This window comes from Cohaesibacter celericrescens, from assembly GCF_002866925.1.
GTDB classification, from domain to species: Bacteria; Pseudomonadota; Alphaproteobacteria; order Rhizobiales; family Cohaesibacteraceae; genus Cohaesibacter; species Cohaesibacter celericrescens.
In genome coordinates, this window is the sequence record NZ_PKUQ01000055.1 from 177,817 (window position 1) to 200,849 (window position 23,033).

General features: G+C 52.4%; 22 protein-coding genes. 11 read left to right on the top strand and 11 right to left on the bottom strand.

Annotation, left to right across the window (positions count from 1 at the left end; translation table 11 throughout):
* Nucleotides 1-378 precede the first annotated feature (378 nt).
* On the top strand, nucleotides 379-756 hold the full coding sequence (locus C0081_RS21790; RefSeq protein WP_101536053.1) for a hypothetical protein: 378 nt from the start codon (nucleotides 379-381) through the stop codon (nucleotides 754-756).
* A gap of 363 nt (nucleotides 757-1,119) precedes the next feature.
* On the opposite strand, the gene C0081_RS21795 is transcribed toward C0081_RS21790, so the two are convergent.
* The 7 genes from C0081_RS21795 to C0081_RS21825 all read right to left on the bottom strand — a co-directional run bounded on the left by C0081_RS21795 (nucleotide 1,120) and on the right by C0081_RS21825 (nucleotide 10,815).
* Nucleotides 1,120-3,903, bottom strand: a complete 2,784-nt coding sequence (locus C0081_RS21795; RefSeq protein WP_245418022.1) for a bifunctional acetate--CoA ligase family protein/GNAT family N-acetyltransferase — start codon at nucleotides 3,901-3,903, stop codon at nucleotides 1,120-1,122.
* Nucleotides 3,904-4,285: 382 nt separating this feature from the next.
* On the bottom strand, nucleotides 4,286-5,122 hold the full coding sequence (locus tag C0081_RS21800) for a universal stress protein (protein ID WP_101535842.1): 837 nt from the start codon (nucleotides 5,120-5,122) through the stop codon (nucleotides 4,286-4,288).
* A 444-nt stretch (nucleotides 5,123-5,566) separates the two neighbouring features.
* A complete protein-coding gene (locus C0081_RS21805; RefSeq protein WP_101535843.1) occupies nucleotides 5,567-7,024 on the bottom strand; it encodes a methyl-accepting chemotaxis protein in 1,458 nt (485 codons plus the stop codon).
* Between the two features lie 70 nt (nucleotides 7,025-7,094).
* A complete protein-coding gene (locus C0081_RS21810) occupies nucleotides 7,095-7,436 on the bottom strand; it encodes a hypothetical protein (RefSeq protein ID WP_101535844.1) in 342 nt (113 codons plus the stop codon).
* A gap of 175 nt (nucleotides 7,437-7,611) precedes the next feature.
* Nucleotides 7,612-8,118 carry a ClbS/DfsB family four-helix bundle protein gene (locus tag C0081_RS21815; RefSeq protein ID WP_180967011.1) on the bottom strand — a complete coding sequence of 169 codons (507 nt, stop codon included), beginning with the start codon at nucleotides 8,116-8,118 and terminating at the stop codon, nucleotides 7,612-7,614.
* A 65-nt stretch (nucleotides 8,119-8,183) separates the two neighbouring features.
* A complete protein-coding gene (rsmD, locus tag C0081_RS21820; RefSeq protein WP_101535846.1) occupies nucleotides 8,184-8,741 on the bottom strand; it encodes a 16S rRNA (guanine(966)-N(2))-methyltransferase RsmD in 558 nt (185 codons plus the stop codon).
* Between the two features lie 88 nt (nucleotides 8,742-8,829).
* Nucleotides 8,830-10,815 (bottom strand): pseudouridine synthase, encoded by a 1,986-nt coding sequence (locus C0081_RS21825; RefSeq protein ID WP_245418023.1) that lies wholly within the window; start codon nucleotides 10,813-10,815, stop codon nucleotides 8,830-8,832.
* 57 nt (nucleotides 10,816-10,872) lie between these two features.
* Here C0081_RS21825 and C0081_RS21830 point away from each other — a divergent pair, with 57 nt between their 5' ends.
* Nucleotides 10,873-11,391 carry a nucleoside deaminase gene (locus C0081_RS21830; protein ID WP_210200592.1) on the top strand — a complete coding sequence of 173 codons (519 nt, stop codon included), beginning with the start codon at nucleotides 10,873-10,875 and terminating at the stop codon, nucleotides 11,389-11,391.
* Between the two features lie 16 nt (nucleotides 11,392-11,407).
* Here C0081_RS21830 and C0081_RS21835 read toward each other — a convergent pair whose 3' ends face one another.
* Both C0081_RS21835 and C0081_RS21840 read right to left on the bottom strand, forming a co-directional pair.
* On the bottom strand, nucleotides 11,408-11,626 hold the full coding sequence (locus C0081_RS21835) for a helix-turn-helix domain-containing protein (RefSeq protein WP_101535847.1): 219 nt from the start codon (nucleotides 11,624-11,626) through the stop codon (nucleotides 11,408-11,410).
* A gap of 12 nt (nucleotides 11,627-11,638) precedes the next feature.
* Nucleotides 11,639-12,235 (bottom strand): hypothetical protein, encoded by a 597-nt coding sequence (locus tag C0081_RS21840; protein ID WP_101535848.1) that lies wholly within the window; start codon nucleotides 12,233-12,235, stop codon nucleotides 11,639-11,641.
* 267 nt (nucleotides 12,236-12,502) lie between these two features.
* Here C0081_RS21840 and C0081_RS21845 point away from each other — a divergent pair, with 267 nt between their 5' ends.
* The 5 genes from C0081_RS21845 to C0081_RS21865 all read left to right on the top strand — a co-directional run bounded on the left by C0081_RS21845 (nucleotide 12,503) and on the right by C0081_RS21865 (nucleotide 17,080).
* Nucleotides 12,503-13,180 carry an outer membrane protein gene (locus C0081_RS21845; RefSeq protein ID WP_180967012.1) on the top strand — a complete coding sequence of 226 codons (678 nt, stop codon included), beginning with the start codon at nucleotides 12,503-12,505 and terminating at the stop codon, nucleotides 13,178-13,180.
* A 42-nt stretch (nucleotides 13,181-13,222) separates the two neighbouring features.
* A complete protein-coding gene (locus tag C0081_RS21850; protein ID WP_146006517.1) occupies nucleotides 13,223-13,861 on the top strand; it encodes a hypothetical protein in 639 nt (212 codons plus the stop codon).
* Between the two features lie 129 nt (nucleotides 13,862-13,990).
* Nucleotides 13,991-15,961 (top strand): DNA mismatch repair endonuclease MutL, encoded by a 1,971-nt coding sequence (gene mutL, locus C0081_RS21855; RefSeq protein WP_101535851.1) that lies wholly within the window; start codon nucleotides 13,991-13,993, stop codon nucleotides 15,959-15,961.
* 229 nt (nucleotides 15,962-16,190) lie between these two features.
* Nucleotides 16,191-16,541, top strand: coding sequence for a diacylglycerol kinase (locus tag C0081_RS21860; protein WP_101535852.1), 351 nt, complete (start codon nucleotides 16,191-16,193; stop codon nucleotides 16,539-16,541).
* A gap of 14 nt (nucleotides 16,542-16,555) precedes the next feature.
* Nucleotides 16,556-17,080, top strand: a complete 525-nt coding sequence (locus tag C0081_RS21865; RefSeq protein WP_101535853.1) for a hypothetical protein — start codon at nucleotides 16,556-16,558, stop codon at nucleotides 17,078-17,080.
* Nucleotides 17,081-17,156: 76 nt separating this feature from the next.
* Here C0081_RS21865 and C0081_RS21870 read toward each other — a convergent pair whose 3' ends face one another.
* Nucleotides 17,157-17,783, bottom strand: a complete 627-nt coding sequence (locus C0081_RS21870; RefSeq protein WP_101535854.1) for a hypothetical protein — start codon at nucleotides 17,781-17,783, stop codon at nucleotides 17,157-17,159.
* Nucleotides 17,784-18,034: 251 nt separating this feature from the next.
* Between C0081_RS21870 and ispH the strand changes: the two genes are divergently transcribed.
* From ispH to C0081_RS21890, 3 genes are all read left to right on the top strand, one after another.
* Entirely contained in the window at nucleotides 18,035-19,042 is a 1,008-nt protein-coding gene (gene ispH, locus C0081_RS21880) for a 4-hydroxy-3-methylbut-2-enyl diphosphate reductase (protein ID WP_101535856.1), read from the top strand.
* Between the two features lie 80 nt (nucleotides 19,043-19,122).
* Nucleotides 19,123-20,088: a homoserine kinase gene (locus C0081_RS21885; protein ID WP_101535857.1), complete on the top strand. Its 966-nt coding sequence runs from the start codon at nucleotides 19,123-19,125 to the stop codon at nucleotides 20,086-20,088.
* A 76-nt stretch (nucleotides 20,089-20,164) separates the two neighbouring features.
* On the top strand, nucleotides 20,165-20,806 hold the full coding sequence (locus tag C0081_RS21890; RefSeq protein ID WP_101535858.1) for a hypothetical protein: 642 nt from the start codon (nucleotides 20,165-20,167) through the stop codon (nucleotides 20,804-20,806).
* Nucleotides 20,807-20,893: 87 nt separating this feature from the next.
* Here C0081_RS21890 and C0081_RS21895 read toward each other — a convergent pair whose 3' ends face one another.
* Nucleotides 20,894-21,382 carry an invasion associated locus B family protein gene (locus C0081_RS21895; protein ID WP_245418042.1) on the bottom strand — a complete coding sequence of 163 codons (489 nt, stop codon included), beginning with the start codon at nucleotides 21,380-21,382 and terminating at the stop codon, nucleotides 20,894-20,896.
* 788 nt (nucleotides 21,383-22,170) lie between these two features.
* On the opposite strand from C0081_RS21895, the gene coxB reads away from it, so the two are divergent.
* Nucleotides 22,171-23,022 carry a cytochrome c oxidase subunit II gene (gene coxB, locus C0081_RS21900; protein ID WP_101536057.1) on the top strand — a complete coding sequence of 284 codons (852 nt, stop codon included), beginning with the start codon at nucleotides 22,171-22,173 and terminating at the stop codon, nucleotides 23,020-23,022.
* The last annotated feature ends 11 nt before the right edge of the window (nucleotides 23,023-23,033 follow it).

Below are 23,033 nucleotides of genomic sequence, written 5' to 3' on the forward strand. Positions count from 1 at the left end.
AAATCTACCGAGATGAAAAACGAATTTTCGTTTTAGAATTGACGGCGAGTTTGGCGGTCAAAAGCGCCAATTGCATTGATAGAAATCAAGGTAAGTAGCCACCCATATGCGACACTTTACCCATGAGGGTGACTATAAAAGTTCAAAAAAAGCAATTAATTTCAAGCATTTGACTTTTAATTGCTCATATTTGAATATTAATTAGTATAATCGGCGGGACTTTGGATAGTGCAGTAAGATGTTGTCATGTTCCTAACAACCGGATGTTGATCAAATCAATTGATCCAGATTGTAAATGATAGGTGACACCGCAACGGTTAAAGCGCATGATCTGAATTGAGGCAGGGTCCCAGTCTTAAAGTTGGAATGGAGGAAGCAATGTCCCAAGCCATTATGAAAAAGGTGCGTCTCAATTTGGCGCGTACTCATGATCATCCATATGGCAGTGCCCAACACGGGTACGAATTTGTGGCACCTCTAGATGAAGAGGGCCATATTGATGCCGAGGTCTGGAGAGCGCGCCGGTCTGAATGCCGCGTGCGACGTTTCTGGCAGGGTGAAAATGCCGAACATGGCCATCTGATCCATCGTCCTGGGGGAAGCTGGGCTTTCACCTATGATATTGACGGCGAGGATGATGTTGAAGCAGGCTATCGCTTCGGCGTGCACGCATTCAAGATTGGTGAATATGTATCCATTAAGGATGAAGACGGAGATCTCTTCACCTTCCAAGTGGTTACGATTGAACCGGTATAACCAGTAAAACGCTTGATACTGGCAAAATTGTCAATGCAGCTTATTAAAATTAGCATGTAATGATGCATTTTATTGAGCAAAGTCAAAGAAAATAACAACAAAAGGGCACATCCTAGATCCGGTTGCAGCAAAGCGCCCCACAATCGCTGCAACTGAAATGCGTTTGGCATCTGAGCTATGCTTATAACGAGAGTTCGGATGGCAAAATGTAATAGAATGGGAGTGCATGTCCCCACATTGCGCTCCCTTTTCTGTGCCCACTCACCAAAATTTTGGCAGAATGCGCCTTAAAGGGACGAACAAGGCTGTTCTCCTTGCCTGTTCGCATCCAACCCGTCTCGACTCAAGCCGGTCTTGTTATGATCAGATCAAGTCGGCAATCTTCTTGCTGATGTCCTTGATGGTAAAAACCATATGGACGAGATCCGGGTCATCGGGGTCCATGCGTGTTTCAAAGCCGAGGGCTTCGCACATCTGACGCATCGTCCGGTTGGAGCGTAGCACTTCGCCATCAACTTCCCTGAAACCATCCTTTTCAGCAAATTGCAAAATCAACTTCATCAATTTCCAGCCCAGCCCGAGCCCCTTCAGGTCAGAGCGCACCATCACGGCATACTCGCCCTTCTCATGGTTGGCATCGCCCATCAAGCGTACTGATCCGAGCATTTCACCCGTCTTTTGGTCCACCGCAATGAACGCCATAGAGCGAGCATAGTCGATCTGGGTCAGCTTGGCGATAAAGGCGTGGGACATGCTGCGCGCCGCCGAGAAAAACCGCAGACGCATATCATCATCGGTGACATGGTCAAAAAAGTCCGCAAAAAGCGCTTCATCCTCTGGTCGCATGGGCCTGATGGTGACTGTGCGTCCATCTTTCAGCTCTCGTTCCTGTTCCCATTCTTGCGGATAGGGTTTGATGGCAAAGCGCTTGTGTGGATGGCTCTTCTGCGGTGTTGGAGCAATACGGACACGCGCGTCAGCAATCATATTACCATCCGCGTGCGCCAACAACGGGTTGAAGTCCAACTCCTGCAATTCAGGAAAATCTGCCACCATCTGACTTATCTTGACCAGAATTTCGGCGATGGCCTCTTTGTTGCTTGCAGGCGTGTCGCGATAGCCTTCAAGCCGGCGGTTGACGCGCGTTTTTTCAATCATATCCCGCGCTGACAACATGTCGAGGGGAGGGAGGGCCAGAGCCTTGTCGCGAATGACCTCAACCGCAGTACCCCCCCGTCCGAATACCATGATAGGACCGAATATATCGTCGACTGTCATGCCTGCGAGCAGTTCAACAGCGTGATGGCGCCGCATCATGGGATGCACCGTCACTCCCCGGATGTCGGCATTGGGATAGGCTTCGTGGGCGCGGGTCAAAATCTGTTGGGCTGCCGTTGCAACCGCTCCGCTATTGGACAGATTGAGTGCCACGCCACCTATATCAGACTTGTACTGAATGTCAGGGCTGTCGATTTTGACCACCGCTGCGCCGTGCTTGGCAATCAAGGGGGCGGCCAATTGCGCAGCTTCCACGGCCGTTGCCGCCGCAAATGAAGCGGCGATTGGCAGGTTATAGGCTTGCAGCAATCGAGAAACATCCACCGCATCGAGCCATTGATTGCCCGAAACCAAAGCATTGTCGATGACAGTGCGTGCGGCTTCCAGATCAGGTTGAAAATCAGAAAGCGCCGGAGGCATACGCATCAGTTCATTCTGCGCTTCCATATGCTTGACCACATAGGAAAACCCGCGAATGGCATCCGCTGGGGTCGAAAAATGGGCAATGTCTGCATCCTCAAACATCTTCGCAACAGGGGCTCCCCCGCCCAGCCAAGCAACAAACACCGGGATATGCCGTTTGCGGCTTTTCTTTCGCGCTTCAAGCAGCTCGATCACGGCGCCAGCGGTCTCGATCGGTGACGCCAAGGCGGAAGGACAGGCCATCACCAGAATTGCGTTGGTGTGTTTGTCATCCATCAAGATATCAAGGGCTTTACTATACCGCTCTGGTCCCGCATCGTTTGCGATATGCACGGGATTGGAATGGGACGATGCATCGGGTAACAGGGCATTCAGCCGTTCGGTGGTTGTCTCTTCCAGAGTGGAGAGTTTCCCCCCCAGATCAATATGGTCATCAACAGCCAACACACCAATGCCGGTGCTGTTGGTCAGAACCGTTAAATCCGGACCTTTGAGTTTGCGTATGTGGGTCAGGGTTTCGACTGCGTCAAAAAACTCGTCCAGATCATGCACTCGCAACAAACCGGCGCGGGTAAAGGCTGCGTCATAAACCGCATCGGAGCCAACCATAGAGCCGTTGCGCGAAGCAGCAATAGAAGCGCCTTCTGCATGACGTCCGGCTTTCATAAGGACAACCGGCTTGGTGCGTGCTGCGGCTCGGGCCGATGACATGAATTTACGAGCGTCCTTGATGGATTCGACATAAAGCAAGATTGCACGGGTATGCGGATCCATGGCAAAATGGTCGAGCATATCGCCAAAATCAACATCCGCTTTGTCGCCCAATGATACAAGGCCGGAAAAGCCGATATGTTTTTGGGTTGCCCAATCGGCAACCGAGGTAACAATAGCGCCGGATTGCGAAATCAGGGCCAAGTCACCAGCCAACCCTGGGACATGACTGAAGGATGCATTTAACCCGACTCTGGGGGACAGAATGCCAATGCAGTTCGGGCCGATGATACGCATTTTATATCGGGCAGCGATGGCTGCCAGTTGGCGTTTGAGCGAGCCATCTCCTGTGCCCAATCCTGACGTGATAACTACCACGCCACGGCAGCCCTTCTTGCCCAGCGCTTCAATTTCCCCCAAAACGGCTGAAGGTGACACAGCAACGATTGCCAAGTCTGGTTTGCCGTCGATTTCAGCAACTGACGGGTATAGAGGGAGCCCTTTGAGACTGCCCCCTTTGGGATTAACAAGGAACAGCTTTTCGCTATAGTCCCCTTCGAGCAGGTTGTCCACCAGAGCACAGCCAATGCTGCCTTTGCGGGTGGAGGCACCGACGACTGTGACATTGCGAGGTCTGAAAAACACGTCGAGATTATAGCTGCTCATAATATCCTCGGGGTTTTGGCTCTCTATCCAGTGGCTACCAAGTGCCTGCCATTTGTCTGTTACGCGCATGACAGGGCGGTTGCTTTGATTCAGTAAGGAGCAAACAACACTCTGTCATTGATCCCGCACAGAATAGGCAAACGCTTCTACCCCAATTAACAACTAATTTGGCACGCGTCTTGTCAATTAAATAAGAAGCAGTGAGACGAAATGCAGCAAGTCAGCTCTATTGCGATGTTTCAATCAAGAAAGACTTTGAAGAGAAAGCGTCAAAACCTCGACAGTCGGTCGTTTTACAACCTGAGCCAGTGGGACTTTCTTGTTTCATGTGGCTTGCAATAGAAAACCCGACACGAAGTCTCGCGCCGGGTTGATACTATTGTCTCTCAAGTCTAGCCAAGCTGGCCAAGGACGATGCGCCGAAATAGACGTGCGCGCTTGGACCGATGTCCTAGTGGGCCATAATGCAGGGAACCGTCATCGCAGTCAGCATGCCGCGCGTGGCTCCACCCAGAATGAACTCACGCACTCGGCTGTGGCCATAACCACCCATAACCACCAGATCAATCTGATTGTCATGGATATGGTTGAGCAAAGCATCGGAGACACCGGATGCTGGCGCCGGGATTTTCTCCACCGATACTTTGACGCCATGGCGGGACAAATAGACAGCCAGATCAGCACCGGGGTCTCCGGGCAAATGCAGCTTTTGGGCTTCGACCATTACGACCTGCACTTCATCAGCCAGTTCAAGAATAGGCATTGCTGCATGGATCGCTCGGGCCGATGTTTTGGACCCGTCCCAAGCCACCATAACTTTCTTGCACGAGAAAGCTTCTATTCCGACGTAAGGAACCACAAGTATGGGGCGGCCGGAATCGAACAGGGCTGCTTCGATCAGATCCGTGCGCAGAGGCTCTGGGCGATCGGGATTGTCCTGCCCCACCACAATCAGGTCACACATGCGGGTATGATTGACGAAGGTGTCTAACCCGCCCGGTGTCACATCCAACAGGCGCGTTTCATAGGTCACCGCACTACGATCAGCATAATCGGCAAAGCGTTGCAAAGAGGACTGGGCTTTTTCTTCTGCCCGATTGCGCGCGTCAGAGATGAACTGGTCTGGCACCGGTTGCACCATCAGAGCAGGCACGATTGGCTCAATCAATGGTGAAATACCCGTGAGGTGGGCGTTCAGTTTGATCGCCAGCTCAGCCGCGATTTGTACTGGGGCGGTTGTTAGATCCGTCTCAATATCCAACAGGCAAACAATATCTTTAATGGCCATAATGTGGCCTCCTCTCCAAATTTGGTCCGATTGAACGTTGGACCCCGTTTGTCCGCAGGCTTTTTCCGCCTTCTTGTCATCCAGAATGGATTGTTCGGTTAAGAGCTGCGGACCAAGCTCCTGAATGAACTATGGCCTATGATTTTACAACCATGCTTTGATAGGGATCAAGGCCATACGGTAAATTGCGCACCGCTGGTGTCGGCCTCATTCCCGCGTTTCTTATCGATACAGCTATATTGGCGTAATTTTATCCCGTAGAGGAGACCAGACCCCAGTTGAACAATCTTGGGGGAGCGCAACAGTGTGAATTTTAAATCGTGAGCGTTTTGACAAAAAAAGGGGCATCGCAGTGATGCCCCTTGAATTTGTTGGCCTTCAGCCTCCGGCTAGGTGACGCAAGAATTCATTTGTACCGCATATGCTTTTGGGTGGCTCTATCCTTTAGGCCGCGCGGACCGCCTCCAGGAACGAGGTGATCTTCCCGCGCAAGTCTGATGTTTCTTGCACCATCTCTTTTGAACTCTGCAGGACCTGCTGTGCGCTTTGGGATGTGCTAGAGACAGACTCTGTCACTTGATCAAGGTTGGCATCAACCGACGTGGTACCCTCGGCTGCTCTCTGTACGCTGGAACTGATTTCCAACGTGGCAGACCCCTGCTGTTCAACTGCGGTTGCAATAGAAGTGGTGAAATTATTCACTTCCTGCATGGTGTTAGCGATATGCTCAATTGCCGAAACCGCATCCTTGGTAGAGTTCTGAATATCGTTGATTTGCGAGGAGATCTCTTCTGTCGCTTTGGAGGTCTGATTAGCCAATTCTTTCACCTCGGAAGCCACCACCGCGAAGCCTTTGCCCATTTCACCGGCACGTGCCGCCTCTATGGTCGCATTCAGCGCCAAGAGGTTGGTTTGTTCTGCAATGTCGCGGATAAGCGTGACAACCTGACCGATCCGTTGTGCGGCAGTGTCCAGACTAGAAACCTTTTCATTGGTCGTTTGGGCCGCGATGGATGTTTCTGTCACCACGCGTTGGGTCTCGCCTACTTGACTGGAAATCTGTTCGATCGATCGTGCGAGTTCCTCTGCTGCAGCGGCGACCATACCGACATTTTTGGTCGCGTCTGTTGACGCGACCGCAACATCCCGTGATTGTCCCAGAGTTGTATCAGCCTTGTGGCACAGCGCCTCAGAAGTAGACTGCATTGTCGTGCCATGTTTTGTCACTTGGTCAATTGCACTTGCCACGGTGGTTTGGAAGTCTGCAATCAAACCATCAATCTTGCGGCTACGTTCATTGTCGCGCTGTTGATTGGCTGTGTTTTCCTCAATTAAGGAATTAGCCTTGTTTTTGTTGTCATGGGCTTCGTTTATGGCAGATTTGGCTGTCGAAAGGGCATTGGAAAGATTGGCGGTAATCCAAATCAAGACCCCAGCCTGCAACACCAATACGCCCGCATGCATCAGAACGCGTACGATATCAGCACCGTCCGGAAAGACAGCCGCAGGATAAGCAAAGTTCAACACCAGATGATGAACCGCAACGACAGCGGCTCCAACCACAATTGTGCGCCAATTACACCAACCGGCCAGCACGGAAAGTGTGGCAAAGAAATACATATGCCAATCGATTTGATAGGGATGGTCCGAAAACACAAATACGATGAGCGCAACCTGAGACGACAAAGCGATTGCGCTAAGATCTTGCGTCAGCACAGATGCCTTGGATTGCATGGCGGACACACTGGTGATGCCGGCTGCGACCACGGCAATCGCTGCTGCGACCCAACCGCCTCCGGTTGGAAGAGTAAACGCAAAAAATGTAGCCAAGGCGGCGTTGAACCACAACAGGCCCAAGATAAATTTCAGAAATTGAGATCTGAGAATATTAAGATCAATCATGACACTTTTGGCTCTTACTGGTTGTAAATTTGCACGTCATCCGCTGTGGCGTTTGACAAGGAGTTAGGAACTAGGATCGATTGGCTCGAAGGAACGAACTGGGTAAGCAGGCAGAAAAAACCTCTGCGCTTCCCACATAGAAGGCCCCTGCTTGATAAAGTCGGGACACGAAGTCAGAACTTTGTGAAATGCCAATCGCGATCCATGGGTTTGTGCCCATGCCGACAAAAGATCCGTCTGCATTCGCAATCACATCCATCACCCGATGGGGTGTGGACCAGGGTGCAACAAACACAACCACTTTGCCACCGGTGGTTCTGGGCCCGACCGCGAACAAAAACACACTGATTGTCATCATCAGGAAAAAAAGGCCCAATAGGCCATAGTGTCCTGCGCTTCGCTGTTGATCCATTGTTCGCCACGTCTCTGTGCAACTGGTTTGAAACGTCATGGCCATGTGAAACCATGAAGATATCCTATCTCTCAGATTGGGCTCTTTAATGTTAACAGGGCGTAAAATTGAAGTGTAAGAAGGCCTTTTTGATGAAATATGGCCAGTTAAACTGAAGTTACCTTAGACTAAAGATCTATTTATTGTGTCTAATCTTGTTCAACTTGCGCACATATTTGGCCGCCGAGCGGTAGTGGGATGATCCGGATGCCTCGGCCCATCGGCCCAAAGTCCACTCATTCATCCAGGGAAACAGGTGTTTGGTGTATAGCGTTGCATCATCCAGCGCCTGTAAATGCGCAAGTAGAACTTGATGCTGTTGGCGAAAATGAACAAGGGTCTCACCCCAATCAACACTGCTGGCTGCTTGGTATATTTGTGCGTTGTAGGATTTAAGCTGGTTCCACTTGTAGCCTGGAGCAGGGGTCTGAACATCTTTGCCAGCCTTTCCCTCTTCATACCAACGAAAATACAGGCCAATCCAGTGAGACCGGTGAGCGACCAAGTCACGGATTGATATTTCTTCTTCAGGGGGCACCCAAGTGGCATCTTCTTGGCTCAATGCGCTCAACAAGAGGTCAAGTTTGTCAAACTCTTTGCACGTGGTCGCGATCAAGTCATCTTTGTTGGTGGCCGCAGGCATGAGCATTCTTCTCCCTTTTGGCAGGCAAAAGAAGACTAAGCAAAAATAGCTTTAAGGGCTTTGATTTAACCCAGAAAGCGCAGAAAGGTGAGTTTGGTTTCGCCATAAGGGCGCACTTCCAGTGTCTCGAACCGGTCGGGGATGGCCAGATCCGCCTTGGCGTTTTCTTCCCAGACGATCAGGGCTTGAGGCAATAGCCAACCGCCCGCCACGGCACTCGCCAGCGCTTGCTCGCCCAAGCTTTTGTTATAGGGCGGGTCCATGAAAACAAGGGAGAAAGGCTCCACCGTGCCTGCATCACCGAGTTTGGTGGCATCGCGGCGGAAAATTTTGGCGACACCATTCAAACCGAACGCTTCCATGTTGGTGCGGATCAAGCCGCGCCCTTCTATGCCGTCTTCCACAAATAATGCCGATGAGGCGCCGCGAGACAAAGCCTCACAGCCCAGCGCACCGGTACCGGCAAACAGATCCAGCACACGGGCGTCCTGCACCACATGGTCGTACCCGTGGGCTAAAATATTAAAAAGCGTTTCCCGCACCCGATCCGTGGTGGGACGGATGCTTTGGCTTTTGGGGCTGGCCAGTGTTTTGCCCTTTAAGCGACCGCCGACAATGCGCATGGGTGCGTGCCTTTTCAATCAAATTGGGTTCACTAATTGCGAAAGGGCGGAGGGCCGCCCTTTCTTTTGTATTGTGTAGTTTTGCAGATTAACCCCGGCCGGATCCGCCTCGGGGCCCCCCACGACCACCGCTGGGTTTGCCACCGGTCGGGCGGCCACCACCAGATGGACGACCTCCGCCGCTTGGACGGCCTCCACCGGGTTTGCCGCCGCTTGGTTTGCCGCCAGTGGGGCGACCACCGCTTGGTTTGCCACCACGACCACCCGCACTATCCGGACGACCGCCGCTCATAGGGCGTTTCTTGATGCGTGCATTGGGATCGGCCAGATCTGATTTCTGCGGACGACCACCCACTTTGCGCGCAGTGCTACCTTGGGTCTTTTTGCCATCAGCACCTTCTTCGCGGAAGACAAAGTTGGTGCGGCGTGGCGCAGTCGGATCAAACGGTTTGCGTTCAGCATAAGGAATAGCGTTGCCGCGATCCTTATCTTTATCCCGATCACCGCCACCGCGACGCTCACCCGAACCGCGATCATCTCTGCCCTTGCGATCAGCGAAACCACGGTCGTTACGATCTCCAGACGGGCGATCCCCGAAAGGTTTGCCGCGTGCCGGACGATCACTGCGATCCCCGCGATCACTTCTGTCCCCGCGATCTCCACGGTCATCAGAGCGTTTTTTGCCGTCTTTGCTTCCGGCAAAAGCCCGCGCGCCTTCTTTGGCGGTCATATAGCTGCCTTTGGCACCACCAGATGACTTGCGGTCGTCTCTTTTGGGTTTCTTGGGCTCTTCTTTTGGCATTTCAGTCAAAATCGGAGCATCAAAATCGGCACCGGATTCTTCGACCAAACGTTCACCAAGCTGGTCGCGCAACACGCGGCCACGCACTTCCATGACCTTGCCTTCTTCCTGCTCTAGCAGCTGGAAGGGGCCGTAAGACACACGGATAAGGCGGTTCACATCAAGGCCGAGATGCCCCAGAACCTTTTTCACTTCGCGGTTTTTGCCTTCGCGCAGGGCAACTGTGATCCAGACATTGTCGCCCACTTCACGTTCCAGCTGCGCGTCAATAGAGCCATACAACACGCCTTCCAGCGCGATGCCTTCGGCCAATGTGTCTAGCTTTTCTTGTGTGATGCGGCCATAGGCCCGCACACGATAACGACGCAACCAACCGGTTGATGGCAATTCCAGCACTCGAGCAAGCCCACCATCATTGGTCAACAACAACAGACCTTCGGTGTTGATGTCCAAGCGCCCCACGGTGATCACGCGCGGCAGGCCCTGCGGTAGTTTTTCAAAAACCGTGGTCCGGCCTTCCGGATCAGACGTCGTGGTGACCAGACCTTTGGGCTTGTTATACAGCCACAAACGGGTGCGTTCGCGTACGGGAAGCGGCGCGTCGTCCACCATCACCTTGTCTTTGGTGAGGATGTTAACAGCCGGTGTGAGCAAAACTTTGCCATTCACACTGACACGGCCATTCTTGATCCATGTCTCTGCATCACGGCGCGAGCACAAGCCCGCACGGGCCATGATTTTGGCAATGCGTTCGCCTTCTTCCAAGGCACGTGTCGGCGCAGTATAGGCTGGCCCTTTGGGCTTTTCTGGTTCTGCTGGTTTTGCGAATTTTTTGAGAGAAGGACGCGCAACGGCGGGCCGGTCTTTGCGCGGGCTATCGCTTTTAGAATCGCGGTCGCGGCTTGGTTTACCAGTGTCGCTCCGATCACGGGGGCCTGTGGCTCCACGCGGGCTGCGCTCGTCGAACTTGCTACGATCACCGCGCTCGCTGCCGCGTATGATCACGCGCTCTTCGTCGGTCTCTGCACGCGCATCCGAGCTAGGCGACCATCCGCCACCACCGGGTTTGCGGCTACCGCCGGATTTTTTATCGCCAGGACCCTTCTTGTTAAAAGAGCCGCTTTTGCGCATGCCTTCTTTTTTGCCTGACTTTTTGTCAGAGAAAGATGCGGGTTTGTCTTTATGGGCGCCGTCGCGACGCGCATTTTCGGATCCATCTGGCGACGTCGCGTCGGCAGAAGGGGACCCTTTCTGAGTAGATTTGCGTTCCATGACGAAAGCCTCTATCACAAACATCAGGTAAAAAGCGAGAAAAATTGACAGACTTTCATGCACAACAGTGACAATCGTCCATCACGGCCAACAAACAGCCCCTTAAATCAAGGTTTGGCTGTTGCAAAACCGCACAAAAGCTTCATGGAGATGGCACTCGCTGAAGCCCACAAAGCCGCGTTGCGCGGTGAAGTGCCCATCGGAGCCGTGTTGGTGAATGGTGGAAAACCCATTGCCAAAGCTGGCAATCGCACCGTTGAACTCAACGATCCCACTGCCCACGCGGAAATATTGGTCATCCGGCAGGCCTGCGAACAGCTTCAGAGTCAACGCCTGCCTGATTGCGATCTCTATGTGACCTTGGAACCGTGTCCGATGTGTGCTGCAGCGATTTCTTTCGCGCGCATCCGCAGGCTTTATTATGGCGCGGGCGATATCAAGGGCGGCGCGGTCGACAACGGCCCTTGCCTCTATCATCTACCCATCTGTCACCACGCACCGGAAGTCTATTCCGGTTTTGCCGAAACCGAATGCGCTGCATTGTTGACGGACTTTTTCAAACAACGCAGAGACTGAACGCACCCCATGGCCTTCAGCTTGGGTCATCATCTGCCTGATAGATCAAAATATCGCCGGGCTGGCACTCCAGCACTTCACAGATTTTATTCAGCGTTTCAAACCGCACACCCTTGACCTTGCCTGATTTCAGCAAAGAAACATTCTGCTCGGAAATACCGATCAATTCTGACAGGGCCTTGGATTTCATTTTGCGACGGGCCAACATCACATCCAGTTCAACAATAATGGCCATTTGTTAGCCCCTTTAAATGAATTGCTGATTTTCTTCATGCAGACTCGCAGCCTCACGCATCACCCAGCCAAGGGTAATGAACAGCACACCAAAGATGATGAAGAAGATCTCGCCACCTTCAAGTCCGATTTCCAATTGCCGCTGGTTCTCGCCCAGATCAAGGGTGGTGAGCACGGATGAGACCGGCTCTTCAAGAAAATCAAACACACCGAAAATCACAAACCAGATACCACACCAGACCATGGATGACAGCGCTCGGCTGGAAAAAAACTCTTTGATCTGAAAGCTGGAAAACAGTCGGTGCATAAACCAGAGCGTCATCAAAAAAGACCCGATGCAAAGCTCGTAAAACAGCGCCAGCAACAGGCGTTGCCAAGCCGGAACATCACCAAACACGCGCTCGGCACCACCAAATTCCATGGTGTCTTTGGCCACTTCCAACAAGTCGGGCACAGACAGCACAGCCAAGACCAATATTCCCACAACAATTACCAACACCATGAAGGCGGTCAATACCCACTTCATGACGCCGCTTATGCGGGTGATCCGCTGCACCCGCAGGGCGTGATCTTCCTGATGCTGCGCTTCTTTTTCCAATATGACCTGCATGTCTGTTTCTCTTTTCCTAATGCTATGCCTGCGTTTGTAACCCGCGAACGGAGAGGGTGATAGGCAAATTTCTTAAAAATAACGCTTGACTTGAAATTCAATATATATGATTTAGAAATTATCGTCAAACAATAATAAATCAGAAATAAACAGTGATTTATATATGTTAATGTTCTGGCTGTGATGAGCGCCAGTATCAACAGATCAAACAACAGTTTGAAATTTAAGCAACCGAGAAGGGCGCATCCATCCGATGCGATGACCAACATGGCTTTGACCAGCATTTCTTTCCTACCCATCACCACGCTGAGCGGATGTCTGATCGCGGCAATCATTCCCGCCTCAGCAATCTCGGCTGATATGCCCTCTATGCCGGGGCTCTATAGTGACGCCGGACCGGCTCCGAGACTGACATGGGAGGGCAGCTATATGGGGCTGCAGATTGGCGCCGGCCAAATGGGTGGCGAAATCACCAGCACGACAAAAACCGAATTTGATAAGGGCGGTTTTGCCGGTGGGCTTTATGCCGGTCACAACTGGCAAGTCTCAAATTTTGTGCTCGGCCTTGAAGCCGACCTGACCTATATGGGCAACAAAAAGTCTTTCAGCCATGCAACGCTTGGTACGGTAAAAGCCCAGAACAATTGGTCCACCAGCCTTAAGGGGCGGGTCGGTCTGCCTATTGATCGTTTTATGCCTTATCTGTCCGCAGGGGTGACTGCTGCTGATTATAAGCTGACGGCCAACGGCGTGAGCAAAACCACTACAAATGCCTCGATCAATCTGGGTGCCGGTGTCGAATATGCCCTGTCCGATCAAGTCCATTTGCGGGCCGACTATTCTCTGAATGGTTTGAATGCCATGAAAAAGAATTTTGCAGGCACGCAAGTCAAAAGCGAAGCAGCAAGCCATCGTTTGATGCTTGGTGTCAGCTACAGCTTTTAATCAAAAGGGCGCGAGATAATGATCATGCGATGGGAAAATTGCTTGCTTAAAAGTCTTGATTGGCTTTGCAAATTCAGTTTGTTTGGTTCCATTCTAGCCATACTGATTTTGCTGGGTGGCTGCTCCCATGTCCCCATTATGAGCATGGTCAAACTCTCCCAACTGGACCCCATGCAATCGGACCCCGCTCATATGCGGGTGGCGATGCGCAGCCCCGATTGGCTGCGCATCGCGCACAAAGGGGCTGTTTTGCATTTGGGTACAGATCTACCAAACAAACCCAAGGAGAATCTTGATGAAACCTTTCAGCTTATTGAAAGTCCTGACCTGCCTCTACCTGCCGAGTTGGCGAATGAAGTGGCGATTTCACAGCATATGGCGCTTTTACGAATAGCCCCTCAGGACCTGCCTCGCCTGTATGAAACCAAGAATAAAATCCGCCATCTCAAGAAAGTCTATGGGGATAGCCACAGCTATCTATCCGTTAATGTGAAAGGGTGCCGTTTGCATTCAACCACGTCACCGACACAAAGCCGTCCCCTGGTGACCATATATTTAAAAATTAGCCCGAAGGAGCCCTTTATTCCCCTTGTTCGCAACGTCGATTTGGCGCAACAAACATCGGGCAAAAGCTTGACCGACTTGCCTGCATGTGCTGACCAGACTTCAGGCGTGCGCTGACTGATGCGTAGGTGAATGCAGCTCTGCGTGATTGCGGCGACTGTGGCGCTTGTGGCATTCTCAATCATCCTTCATTCCAGCGGCGCTGATTCTTTTCCAGCCCCGTGGCAAACGAGATTCCGATAGCCCATGAGCGAAACGACGTCCAACATTCTTCAGCTTGACGAAGCCACCATCAACAAGATCGCTGCGGGCGAAGTGGTGGAGCGTCCGGCAAGTGTGGTCAAGGAACTGGTTGAAAATGCCATCGACGCGGGGGCGGACCGCATCGAGATTGTCACAGCGGGTGGGGGGAAAAACCTTATTCGCGTGTCTGACAATGGTGATGGCATGACCCATGCCGATTTAAAGCTGGCCATTCGCCGCCATTGCACCTCCAAGCTCGATCCTGACGATCTGATGGATATCCGCAAATTGGGCTTTCGGGGCGAAGCCCTGCCGTCCATCGGCTCCATCGCACGGTTGACCATCGCAACACGCCACAAGTCCGAGGCCCATGCCTGGGAGATCACAGTCGCTGGTGGCAAGGAGAGCGCCCCCAAACCGGCGGCGTTCAACATCGGCACCCGTATCGAAGTCGAGGATCTGTTTTTCTCTACGCCCGCACGGCTTAAATTTCTCAAATCGGATCGGGCCGAGAATACCGCAATTTCTGAAATCATCAAACGCGTGGCCTTGGCCAATCCGACCATTCGTTTCAGCCTTACCGGCGCAGATCGTTCGCGGCTGGACTATGCCGCAGTCAATGGACCGGATGCCCATTTGGTGCGCATGGGGCAGGTGATGGGCAAGGCCTTTCGCGACAATGCGGTGGAAATTGACGCACTGCGCGACACCGTGCGTCTGACTGGCTTTGCGGGCCTGCCAACACTCAATCGCGCCAACAGCATGCAGCAGTTTGTTTTTGTCAACGGTCGTCCGGTGCGCGACAAAATGATGCTCGGAGCCATTCGTGGCGCCTATTCCGATTTTCTGGCTGGCGGTCGCTACCCTTGCGTGGTGTTGTTCATTGATTTGGACCCGCACGAAGTGGACGTCAATGTGCATCCCACAAAGGCCGATGTGCGGTTTCGTGATCCGGGCCATATCCGTGGCCTCACTGTCGGTGCGATTCGGCAGGCGCTGATGGGGGCAGGGCATCGCGCCACGTCCACCGGCGGTTCCGCTACGTTGGCTGCTCTGCGCCCTGACGGGGTTCGCTCCACCCATGCCGCAGCTGGCTTTAACAATGGTGTGTCTCAAAGCGGGCAATCACCATCCCATCCGGCAGGAAGCTATCAACCGGCCAAACCGATGGATTGGGATTGGCGCCAAAGCCCCTATGCGCCTGCCGAGGCGGGGGCTTCCAGCCCGCAAGGCGCTTTGCAGGAGCGGCCTCAAGACGGGTTTATTCCGTCCGCGCACTCAGCGCAGCCCCAAGGCGCGTTTCAGGACGCGTTTCAGGGACGCATGGTCGATGTAACACAGCCTTCGGCTGATGCCCGCGCCAATGACACCCCCCCCGATGCCAGTCTGTTGGCCAAACCGCTGGGGGCCGCGCGAGCGCAAATTTTTGAAAATTACATTCTCGCCCAGACCGAAGACGGCTTGGTTATCGTCGATCAACATGCCGCCCACGAGCGTCTTGTCTATGAAAAGCTCAAGACATCCCTTGCAACCAAAGGCATCGCACGGCAGGGCATGTTGATCCCGCATGTGGTTGAAATGGAAGAGGACGAGGTCGCCTGTCTGCTTGAGGCGAAGGAAGAGCTTTCCAAATTGGGCCTGACGCTGGAAGCTTTCGGCCCCGGTGCCGTTGCCGTGCGCGAAACCCCTGCCATTTTGGGCAAACCCAATCTGGATCGTCTGGTACGCGACATCGCTGATGATCTGGCCGAATGGGAAAAGGCGACGCGCATCGAGGAAAAAATTCTCCATATCGCCGCCACCATGGCGTGCCACGGCTCTGTGCGCTCTGGCCGTCGCCTGCGGGCCGAAGAAATGGATGCCCTGCTGCGCGATATGGAAGCCACCCCTCACTCCGGTCAATGCAATCACGGTCGCCCGACTTATGTGGAGCTTAAGCTCACCGATATTGAAAGGCTTTTCGGGCGCAGCTAGGACGTGCTGACATAGTGTCCTTATGGATTCACTGGCAAAAACGAGGCATCGTTTGCCTCGACAGGGCGCCTTGCGACTTGCCAATATACACAAGGATATTCGAGCGCCTTCTCAGTCCTTTCCTGCCAGCCCTACCCAATAAGTCCCCGCCTTGGATCAGCTCGTCGTCATTTGCCTGTCACATGGATCAGGTGAAAGAGGGGCGTTGAGCCTATCAGGGAAATCACAGATGAAACATATCCTACATACCCTCGCAGCCGCACACTATTCATTGGCAGGGTTCAGGCGGCTGTTGCAAGAGACAGCTGCACAGGCCGAACTGCTGTTTTACCTTCTTTTACTGGTGATTTATGGTTTGATGGGAGCAAGTTTTGAGCAGATTATGATCATCACATTTTTGTTTCTGATCACCTTTTCCCTGGAAGCCCTTAACACGGCGGTCGAGGTTCTGGTCGACCACTTGACGTCTGATACTGCCGAATTTGCTCGGCAGGCCAAGGATCTCGGTTCTTTTGCCGTCTTTTGTGGCTTGACCATGATGAGCCTTTATAGCCTTTATGCAGTCTATATAAATCTTTAGAGACCCATACCAAAATGACCAAATCCAATGTCCCGATGCCCTCGGTCCGCAATCACTTGTCACCCATTGTACGTGTTCGTAAAGGCGTTATCAGTGCTGCCTTAATGGGACTGGCACTGTTTTTGTTGTTCGGCCCGCGCTTGGAAGGGGACAATATGGCCCTAACCATGCTGTTACTCGCTGTGGCGTTTATCGCCTTTGGTTTTGGCTGGGTTGGCCTGTCTCAAGGTGTTATGGGCTGGTCGCGTCAGGTCGATTTTGACTTTGACAAAAACGAAGTGCGGCAAACATCGGCCTCGATCTTTGGCCGTTCCAAGCCATTTGTGGTGCCCTTCAATAAAATTGCCAACTTCGAAGTCAAAGTCGGTCCCGTTGCGGGCGAAGGCGGGTTGGAAGACGAAGCGATGATCGAATTGCAAGACGGCAATGGGCGCACCATGATTAGGGCGGGCATGTTCGATACACGCTCTGATGCTGACGCCATTGTCTCCCGCATTGGTAAGGCCTTGACGATGGCCCATAAGAAAGGAAAGTCCTAGTTCGAAAAAAAGAGCCAACGCATTTCAGCGTTGGCTGTCTCAATTTGGTGTCTGTCTCTATGCCGGACCGTTGCGTTTAACGCTTGGCTCCGCTGGTATCAAAGCCAACCAAAATCTGCACATTTTTCTGGGATGGAGTGGGAATCGCGATTCCTTCATCCACCTTGGCAAATAAGGCAGATCGATCTGGCGGTGTCAAAGTAACAGTGACCTTATGCAGTTTGGTATAAAGCACATCATCTTGTTGTTTCACGACGATGCGCAGCGGCAAAACGGCTTTGCTCGAATCAGAAGATTTAGGGCCGCCCAGCACACGACCGGCAACGCCCACCTTGATGAACATCTCCGCGCCCAGAGTGGTGCATTCGCGCGCGGTCTGGGTGATAGAGGCTTGATGGATCAGCATTTGCGCGTTGCCATCACCGCCCTTCGCATAGCTTTGGAAAATATTGGTATCCCCAAGAATGCTGACGCTCGGACAATAGCCGGTAATCTTCTTGGGGTTGGAAAGGACCAGCCTTGTGGTGTCGTCCATGATGGTGCCTGCATTGGCAACATCGCTGGCACTCGACTGAACTGTCGGCGCGTTCGAGTTGCTGCCCGGCAGGTTTAGCCCGCCCACACCATTGGCGCACCCTGACAACGAAATGCCAACAACGGCAACAGCAAACAAATCACGAATTGAAGGGAGGGACACCGACATCTTAAAACTCTTCCTATACTCAAAACCACTGCCGGAAACGCGAGCGTCGCAGCATTCGCGCCGATAGTTAACTGGAAACACCGTTTGCAACGACCCAAACTTGGCCAGACTTATAGCATAATTGTGGCAAATGGCGAGTATTTCGATAAACTTCTTGGCCTTTTCCCATTCTGCCTGCCTTGACATCTGCTTGCACTATGGCCTTGTTATCCCAACAGATCAAATCAGCTTGAACAAGGACGGTCGCACACATGAGCGAAACAAAGCCGCCACTCGATGTTTTTCTCTGCGCCCCGCGTGGGTTTTGCGCCGGTGTCGATCGGGCAATCCAGATCGTTGATCTGGCGTTGCAGACCTATGGTGCACCTGTGTATGTCCGCCACGAAATCGTGCACAACAAATTTGTTGTGGAAGGTCTGAAAGCCAAGGGTGCGATTTTTGTGGAAGAACTGGATGAAATTCCTGCCACGACGCAGCCCGTGATTTTTTCCGCCCATGGGGTACCCAAGTCGGTGCCTGCAGCGGCTCAAAATCTGAATTTCTTTTATCTCGATGCGACTTGCCCATTGGTTTCAAAAGTCCACAAAGAAGCCATGCTACACGATAAACGTGGCCATGAGATCGTGTTGATCGGACATGAAGGCCATCCGGAAGTCATCGGCACCATGGGTCAACTGGCTGACAATGTGGTCAAGCTGATTGAAACCGTCGCCGATGTGGAAGCCTTTGAGCCGCAAGATCCGGATAATCTGGCGTGGATCACCCAAACCACCCTGTCATTGGATGATACAGCCGATATCATCGCTGCGTTGAAGCGCCGCTTCCCTGCTATTAGAGGTCCCAACAAGGACGATATCTGCTACGCCACGACCAACCGTCAGGAAGCGGTGAAAATAGTTGCCCCGCGTGCGGATGTGATGATTGTCGTCGGAGCGCCCAACAGTTCCAATTCCAAGCGCTTGCGCGAAGTCGGCGAGCGGTCCGGATGTCGACACTCTTTGCTCTTGCAGCGGGCATCGGAAATTGACTGGGACAGCTTGGGGACCATCTCGTCTGTGGCTATCACGGCAGGGGCATCAGCTCCGGAAATTTTGGTGGAAGAGGTAATCGCCGCTTTCTCAGATCGCTATGAGGTCAAGGTCGAGGTGGTGGTGACCGCTAAAGAAGACATCATTTTCAACATCCCGCGTGAATTGCGCGAAGCGGCCGTCGCCGCTGGTGTTCTGGCTGAAGGTCCCAAGGCTGAAGCCGTAAACTGAATGGGCCTCAGCTGATCGACACGCAAATGCGTGCAGACCGGTGATGGCAATCATGAGAAAAAACACGAAAGGGACCCGATATGGCGGTCTATACCGAAGTCAGCGACGAAGAGCTGGGTGCCTTCATAAACACTTATGATATCGGCGCGTTGACCTCCTATAAGGGCATTGCAGAAGGGGTGGAAAATACCAACTTTCTTGTCCAGACCGAAACCGGCCCCTATATCCTCACCCTGTATGAAAAGCGCGTCAATCCCAATGACTTGCCCTTCTTTTTAGGGTTGAAAGAGCATTTGTCTGAGGGAGGGATGAATTGTCCGACACCTCTCAAAAACAAACAGGGCCAATCCCTTGGCCATCTTGCAGGTCGGCCCGCAGCTATGGTCACATTTCTTGAAGGCATGTGGGTGCGCCGCCCGACAGTGAGCCATTGTGAGCAATTGGGCGTGGCTATGGCGCAAATGCATGCAGCGGCGCAAGACTTTGAATTGACGCGCGAAAATGCCCTGTCAGTGTCTGGCTGGCGTCCATTGTTCGCTATGTGCGCCAATCGCGCAGACACCGTGCAAAAAGGATTGCAGGCAGAAATCGAGGCCGAACTGGATTATTTTGAAGCCAATTGGCCCAGCGATCTACCAAAAGGCGTCATCCACGCAGATCTTTTTCCTGACAATGTGTTCTTCTTGCGAAATGAACTGTCGGGCATCATTGATTTTTACTTTGCCTGCAATGACTTGCTCGCCTATGACATCGCCATTTGTATCAACGCATGGTGTTTTGAACCTGACGATATGTTCAATGTCACCAAGACCCGTGCCTTGCTTAAAGGCTATCAATCGGTGCGACCACTGACCCAAGCCGAGTATGACGCCTTGCCTTTGTTGGCCCGTGGCGCGGCCTTGCGGTTTTTGTTAACGCGCTTATATGACTGGTTGACCGTGCCCGAAGGGGCTTTGGTTACGCCGAAAGATCCTGGCGAATATATTAAGAAACTCCGTTTCCATCGCTCTATCCGGTCCGCCGCGGATTATGGTATTGAAGAGTGAGGCAGAATAACTGGCGCACGCCTTGGGCTGTAGGAGATGCATAAGCGTTGAACTGCAGAAAAAAGCGGGAGATAACATGAGCTGTGGCAACGGGACCAAGACCAAAGACGATCCGTTTGTGTTTCGCAATCACTACCCGTTGCCAGTCCGAGTGATGATTGGCTTGTTCGGTGGCGTGCTTTGGCTGTTGCCTTATGCTCTTCTCATTGCGCCTGGTTGGAACCATTTCTCCTGGCTTTTGATTCCTTATGGGATCTTGGGCTTGCTTGGGGCGATCGGTGGCACTTCATTTTTGCTCTCGGCCATTCTGGGAGAGGCACGCGAAACACGGCTGGACATGTCTTGTCAACAATTGGTGCAAAGTTCTCGGGACTGGCTCTTGCGTCGCCGCATCATTTGTACTCCCTTTATTGATATCGCTATTCTGGATATGCGGCAGCCCCATTGGGCAACCGACGAGACCGTCTTTTCTCTCTATCCTGTGCTTGAAAATGGTGACAGTTTGCCCGCTTTTGGTGCGTTCCCCTCCAAAGACGAAGCTGAAAAGATCAAAGCTCTGATGGGGCATCGCCCCAATGGTCTGGATGGCCTGCCACAGCACTGGACCGGCGCAGAGATTAAAGCCCTTAAGCTGAGTATGACAGCCCATCCCAATAAAGGGTCAAGTGGTTCCTGCGGTCCCGACCGGCCACAAGTGACATCGCAGCGGCTGCACTGATCTGGATTGATCCGATCACGGGCTGGGTTGCCAATAAAAAGGCCCCGTTTTGGGGCCTTTGCTATTTCTGATTTCTAAAGTTAAGTTTTACTTCAGCTCGCCAAAACCAGCCTTGAAGCCATTCAGCGGAATGGGGATGCCTATGCCTTCTTCAGGGGTCTGGAATACAATGAAAGTCGCGGTCTGTCCGGTGTTCAGCAGCTCGATAAGCTTGTCATCCATAATGACTTCCGCGATACAGCCCTGTGGCAAGCAGCGTACAAAACCGGCTCGACCAACGTCTGTGGCATCCACCTTCAGGCCCAGACCATGGGGTAGCAGTACTCCCAGTGGCGTCAATACCCGCAAGATGCGAGCAGATTTGTCCGCGGTCTTGAGAATGATCACCGTCAGGCCAACATTATCTCGGTCTGCCGCTGTTACATATTGCATCAAAGCGCATTGCTCTGACGGCGCACCGGGAGGCGTGTCACAGCGGATCTCCCATTCGCCATGTACCGAACGCACAGCACCCTGTGCATGTGCCATGTTGCTGCCGAATCCAACGGTCAGGAGCATTGCAAAAAGAGATGCCATGACGAAGCTGGACGAGGTCAAAAAGGCTGGAAAAGCCGGCTTGCAGGCAAGTGGATCCTGTTCGCGCTTGGGTCTCATTGGACGTGTCACCATGAATTAATGCTCAGAAAATGGGCTGATAGCGTGTTGAAAAACGGACATATCAGACTAATTGCCTGATTCGTCCTCTCTTTGTCGCATATTTACACGAGATCCCAGACGTAACCACCAAATGTGGCAACAAAACACTGGGGATAATGATTATTTCTACCTGCAAAATCGGAGAACTACGGATAGAAAAAGCGTAGAAATCCGCTTCAACCTATGTAAACTGTGTCAGATTGTCGCAGCATTTTTGTGCTTCAAGAGGTTGCGACAGACCGTCGCATATGTCTGTATAGGGAAAATTTGATCTGGATCAATCCTTGTCTCGAATGAAGAGGCAGTCCTGCTGACCAACATATCCTATCTTATCGGGTCTTGTTGGCGCTGGGGTTTGATGCAGAGGAAGAAGCCAAAGCTCACTCCGAAACATATTGCCCGACTTGGCAACAAAAAACGCTTCGGAAATGGGCTGATTAAAAGGACCAAGGCAGCCGATGATCAAGCCCTGCGGGAGTTAACACGTGCGGTTTGTCGTCGGTTTAGACATATTGTCGCATAGATATATGGGGTCGATATGTTGCCTAACAGAGTGAGCGAGCTCTTCTATGCACCTGCATGATACGAGTTCAAAAAGGAGGATCAAGAACGTGTTGATCGGCAAACTTTTAAATCTGGCCATCCAAAAGGCCTGTCGATATGGCCTGATGATTACAGCTGCCATCGGCGTTCTGGCGTCTGCCTCGCTTTTTGCGGGTGGTTTGGCTCACGCAGCCCAGCCGACCAGCTGGGGTATGAATCTTCAGCCATCAAACAGCACCGTGATGGATGATATTCACTGGTTCAACAATTTTACCTTTTGGATAATCGGTATTATCGTGGTCTTCGTGGCCATCTTGCTGGCGGTTGTTGCTTTGAAATTTAACGCCAAAGCCAATCCGACCCCGACCAAAACATCGCACAATACGATGATCGAAATTGTCTGGACAGTGGTGCCAATCCTGATCCTGCTGGTTCTGGCTGTGCCATCCTTTCGGTTGCTTTATAAGCAAATGGAAATCCCCGCAGCTGACCTCACTGTGAAGGTGACTGGCAAACAGTGGTATTGGGGATATGAATATCCTGACAATCCGGATGTGTCCTTCGATTCCATCATGCTGACTGAAGAAGAGCGGGCTGCCAAGGGTACCAACGAGCCGCGCCTTCTGGCGGTTGACAACGAAATGGTTGTTCCTGTTGGCAAGATTGTCCGGCTGCAAATCACATCGGCTGACGTTATTCATTCCTATGCCATGCCCTCTTTTGGCGTGAAAATGGATGCTGTGCCCGGTCGTCTTAATGAAAGCTGGTTCAACGCTGATCGTGAAGGCATTTATTACGGCCAATGCTCAGAATTGTGCGGCAAAGATCACGCCTTTATGCCTCTGGCTGTGCGTGTCGTAACACAAGAGCAATATGACGCATGGCTGGTCGCCGCTGCGGACGATGTCGAGGAAGCCAATAAGGCACTTATGGCGTCAATCGAAATCAAATCCAAACTGCAACTGGCTGCGCAGTAGGCACCAAGAGC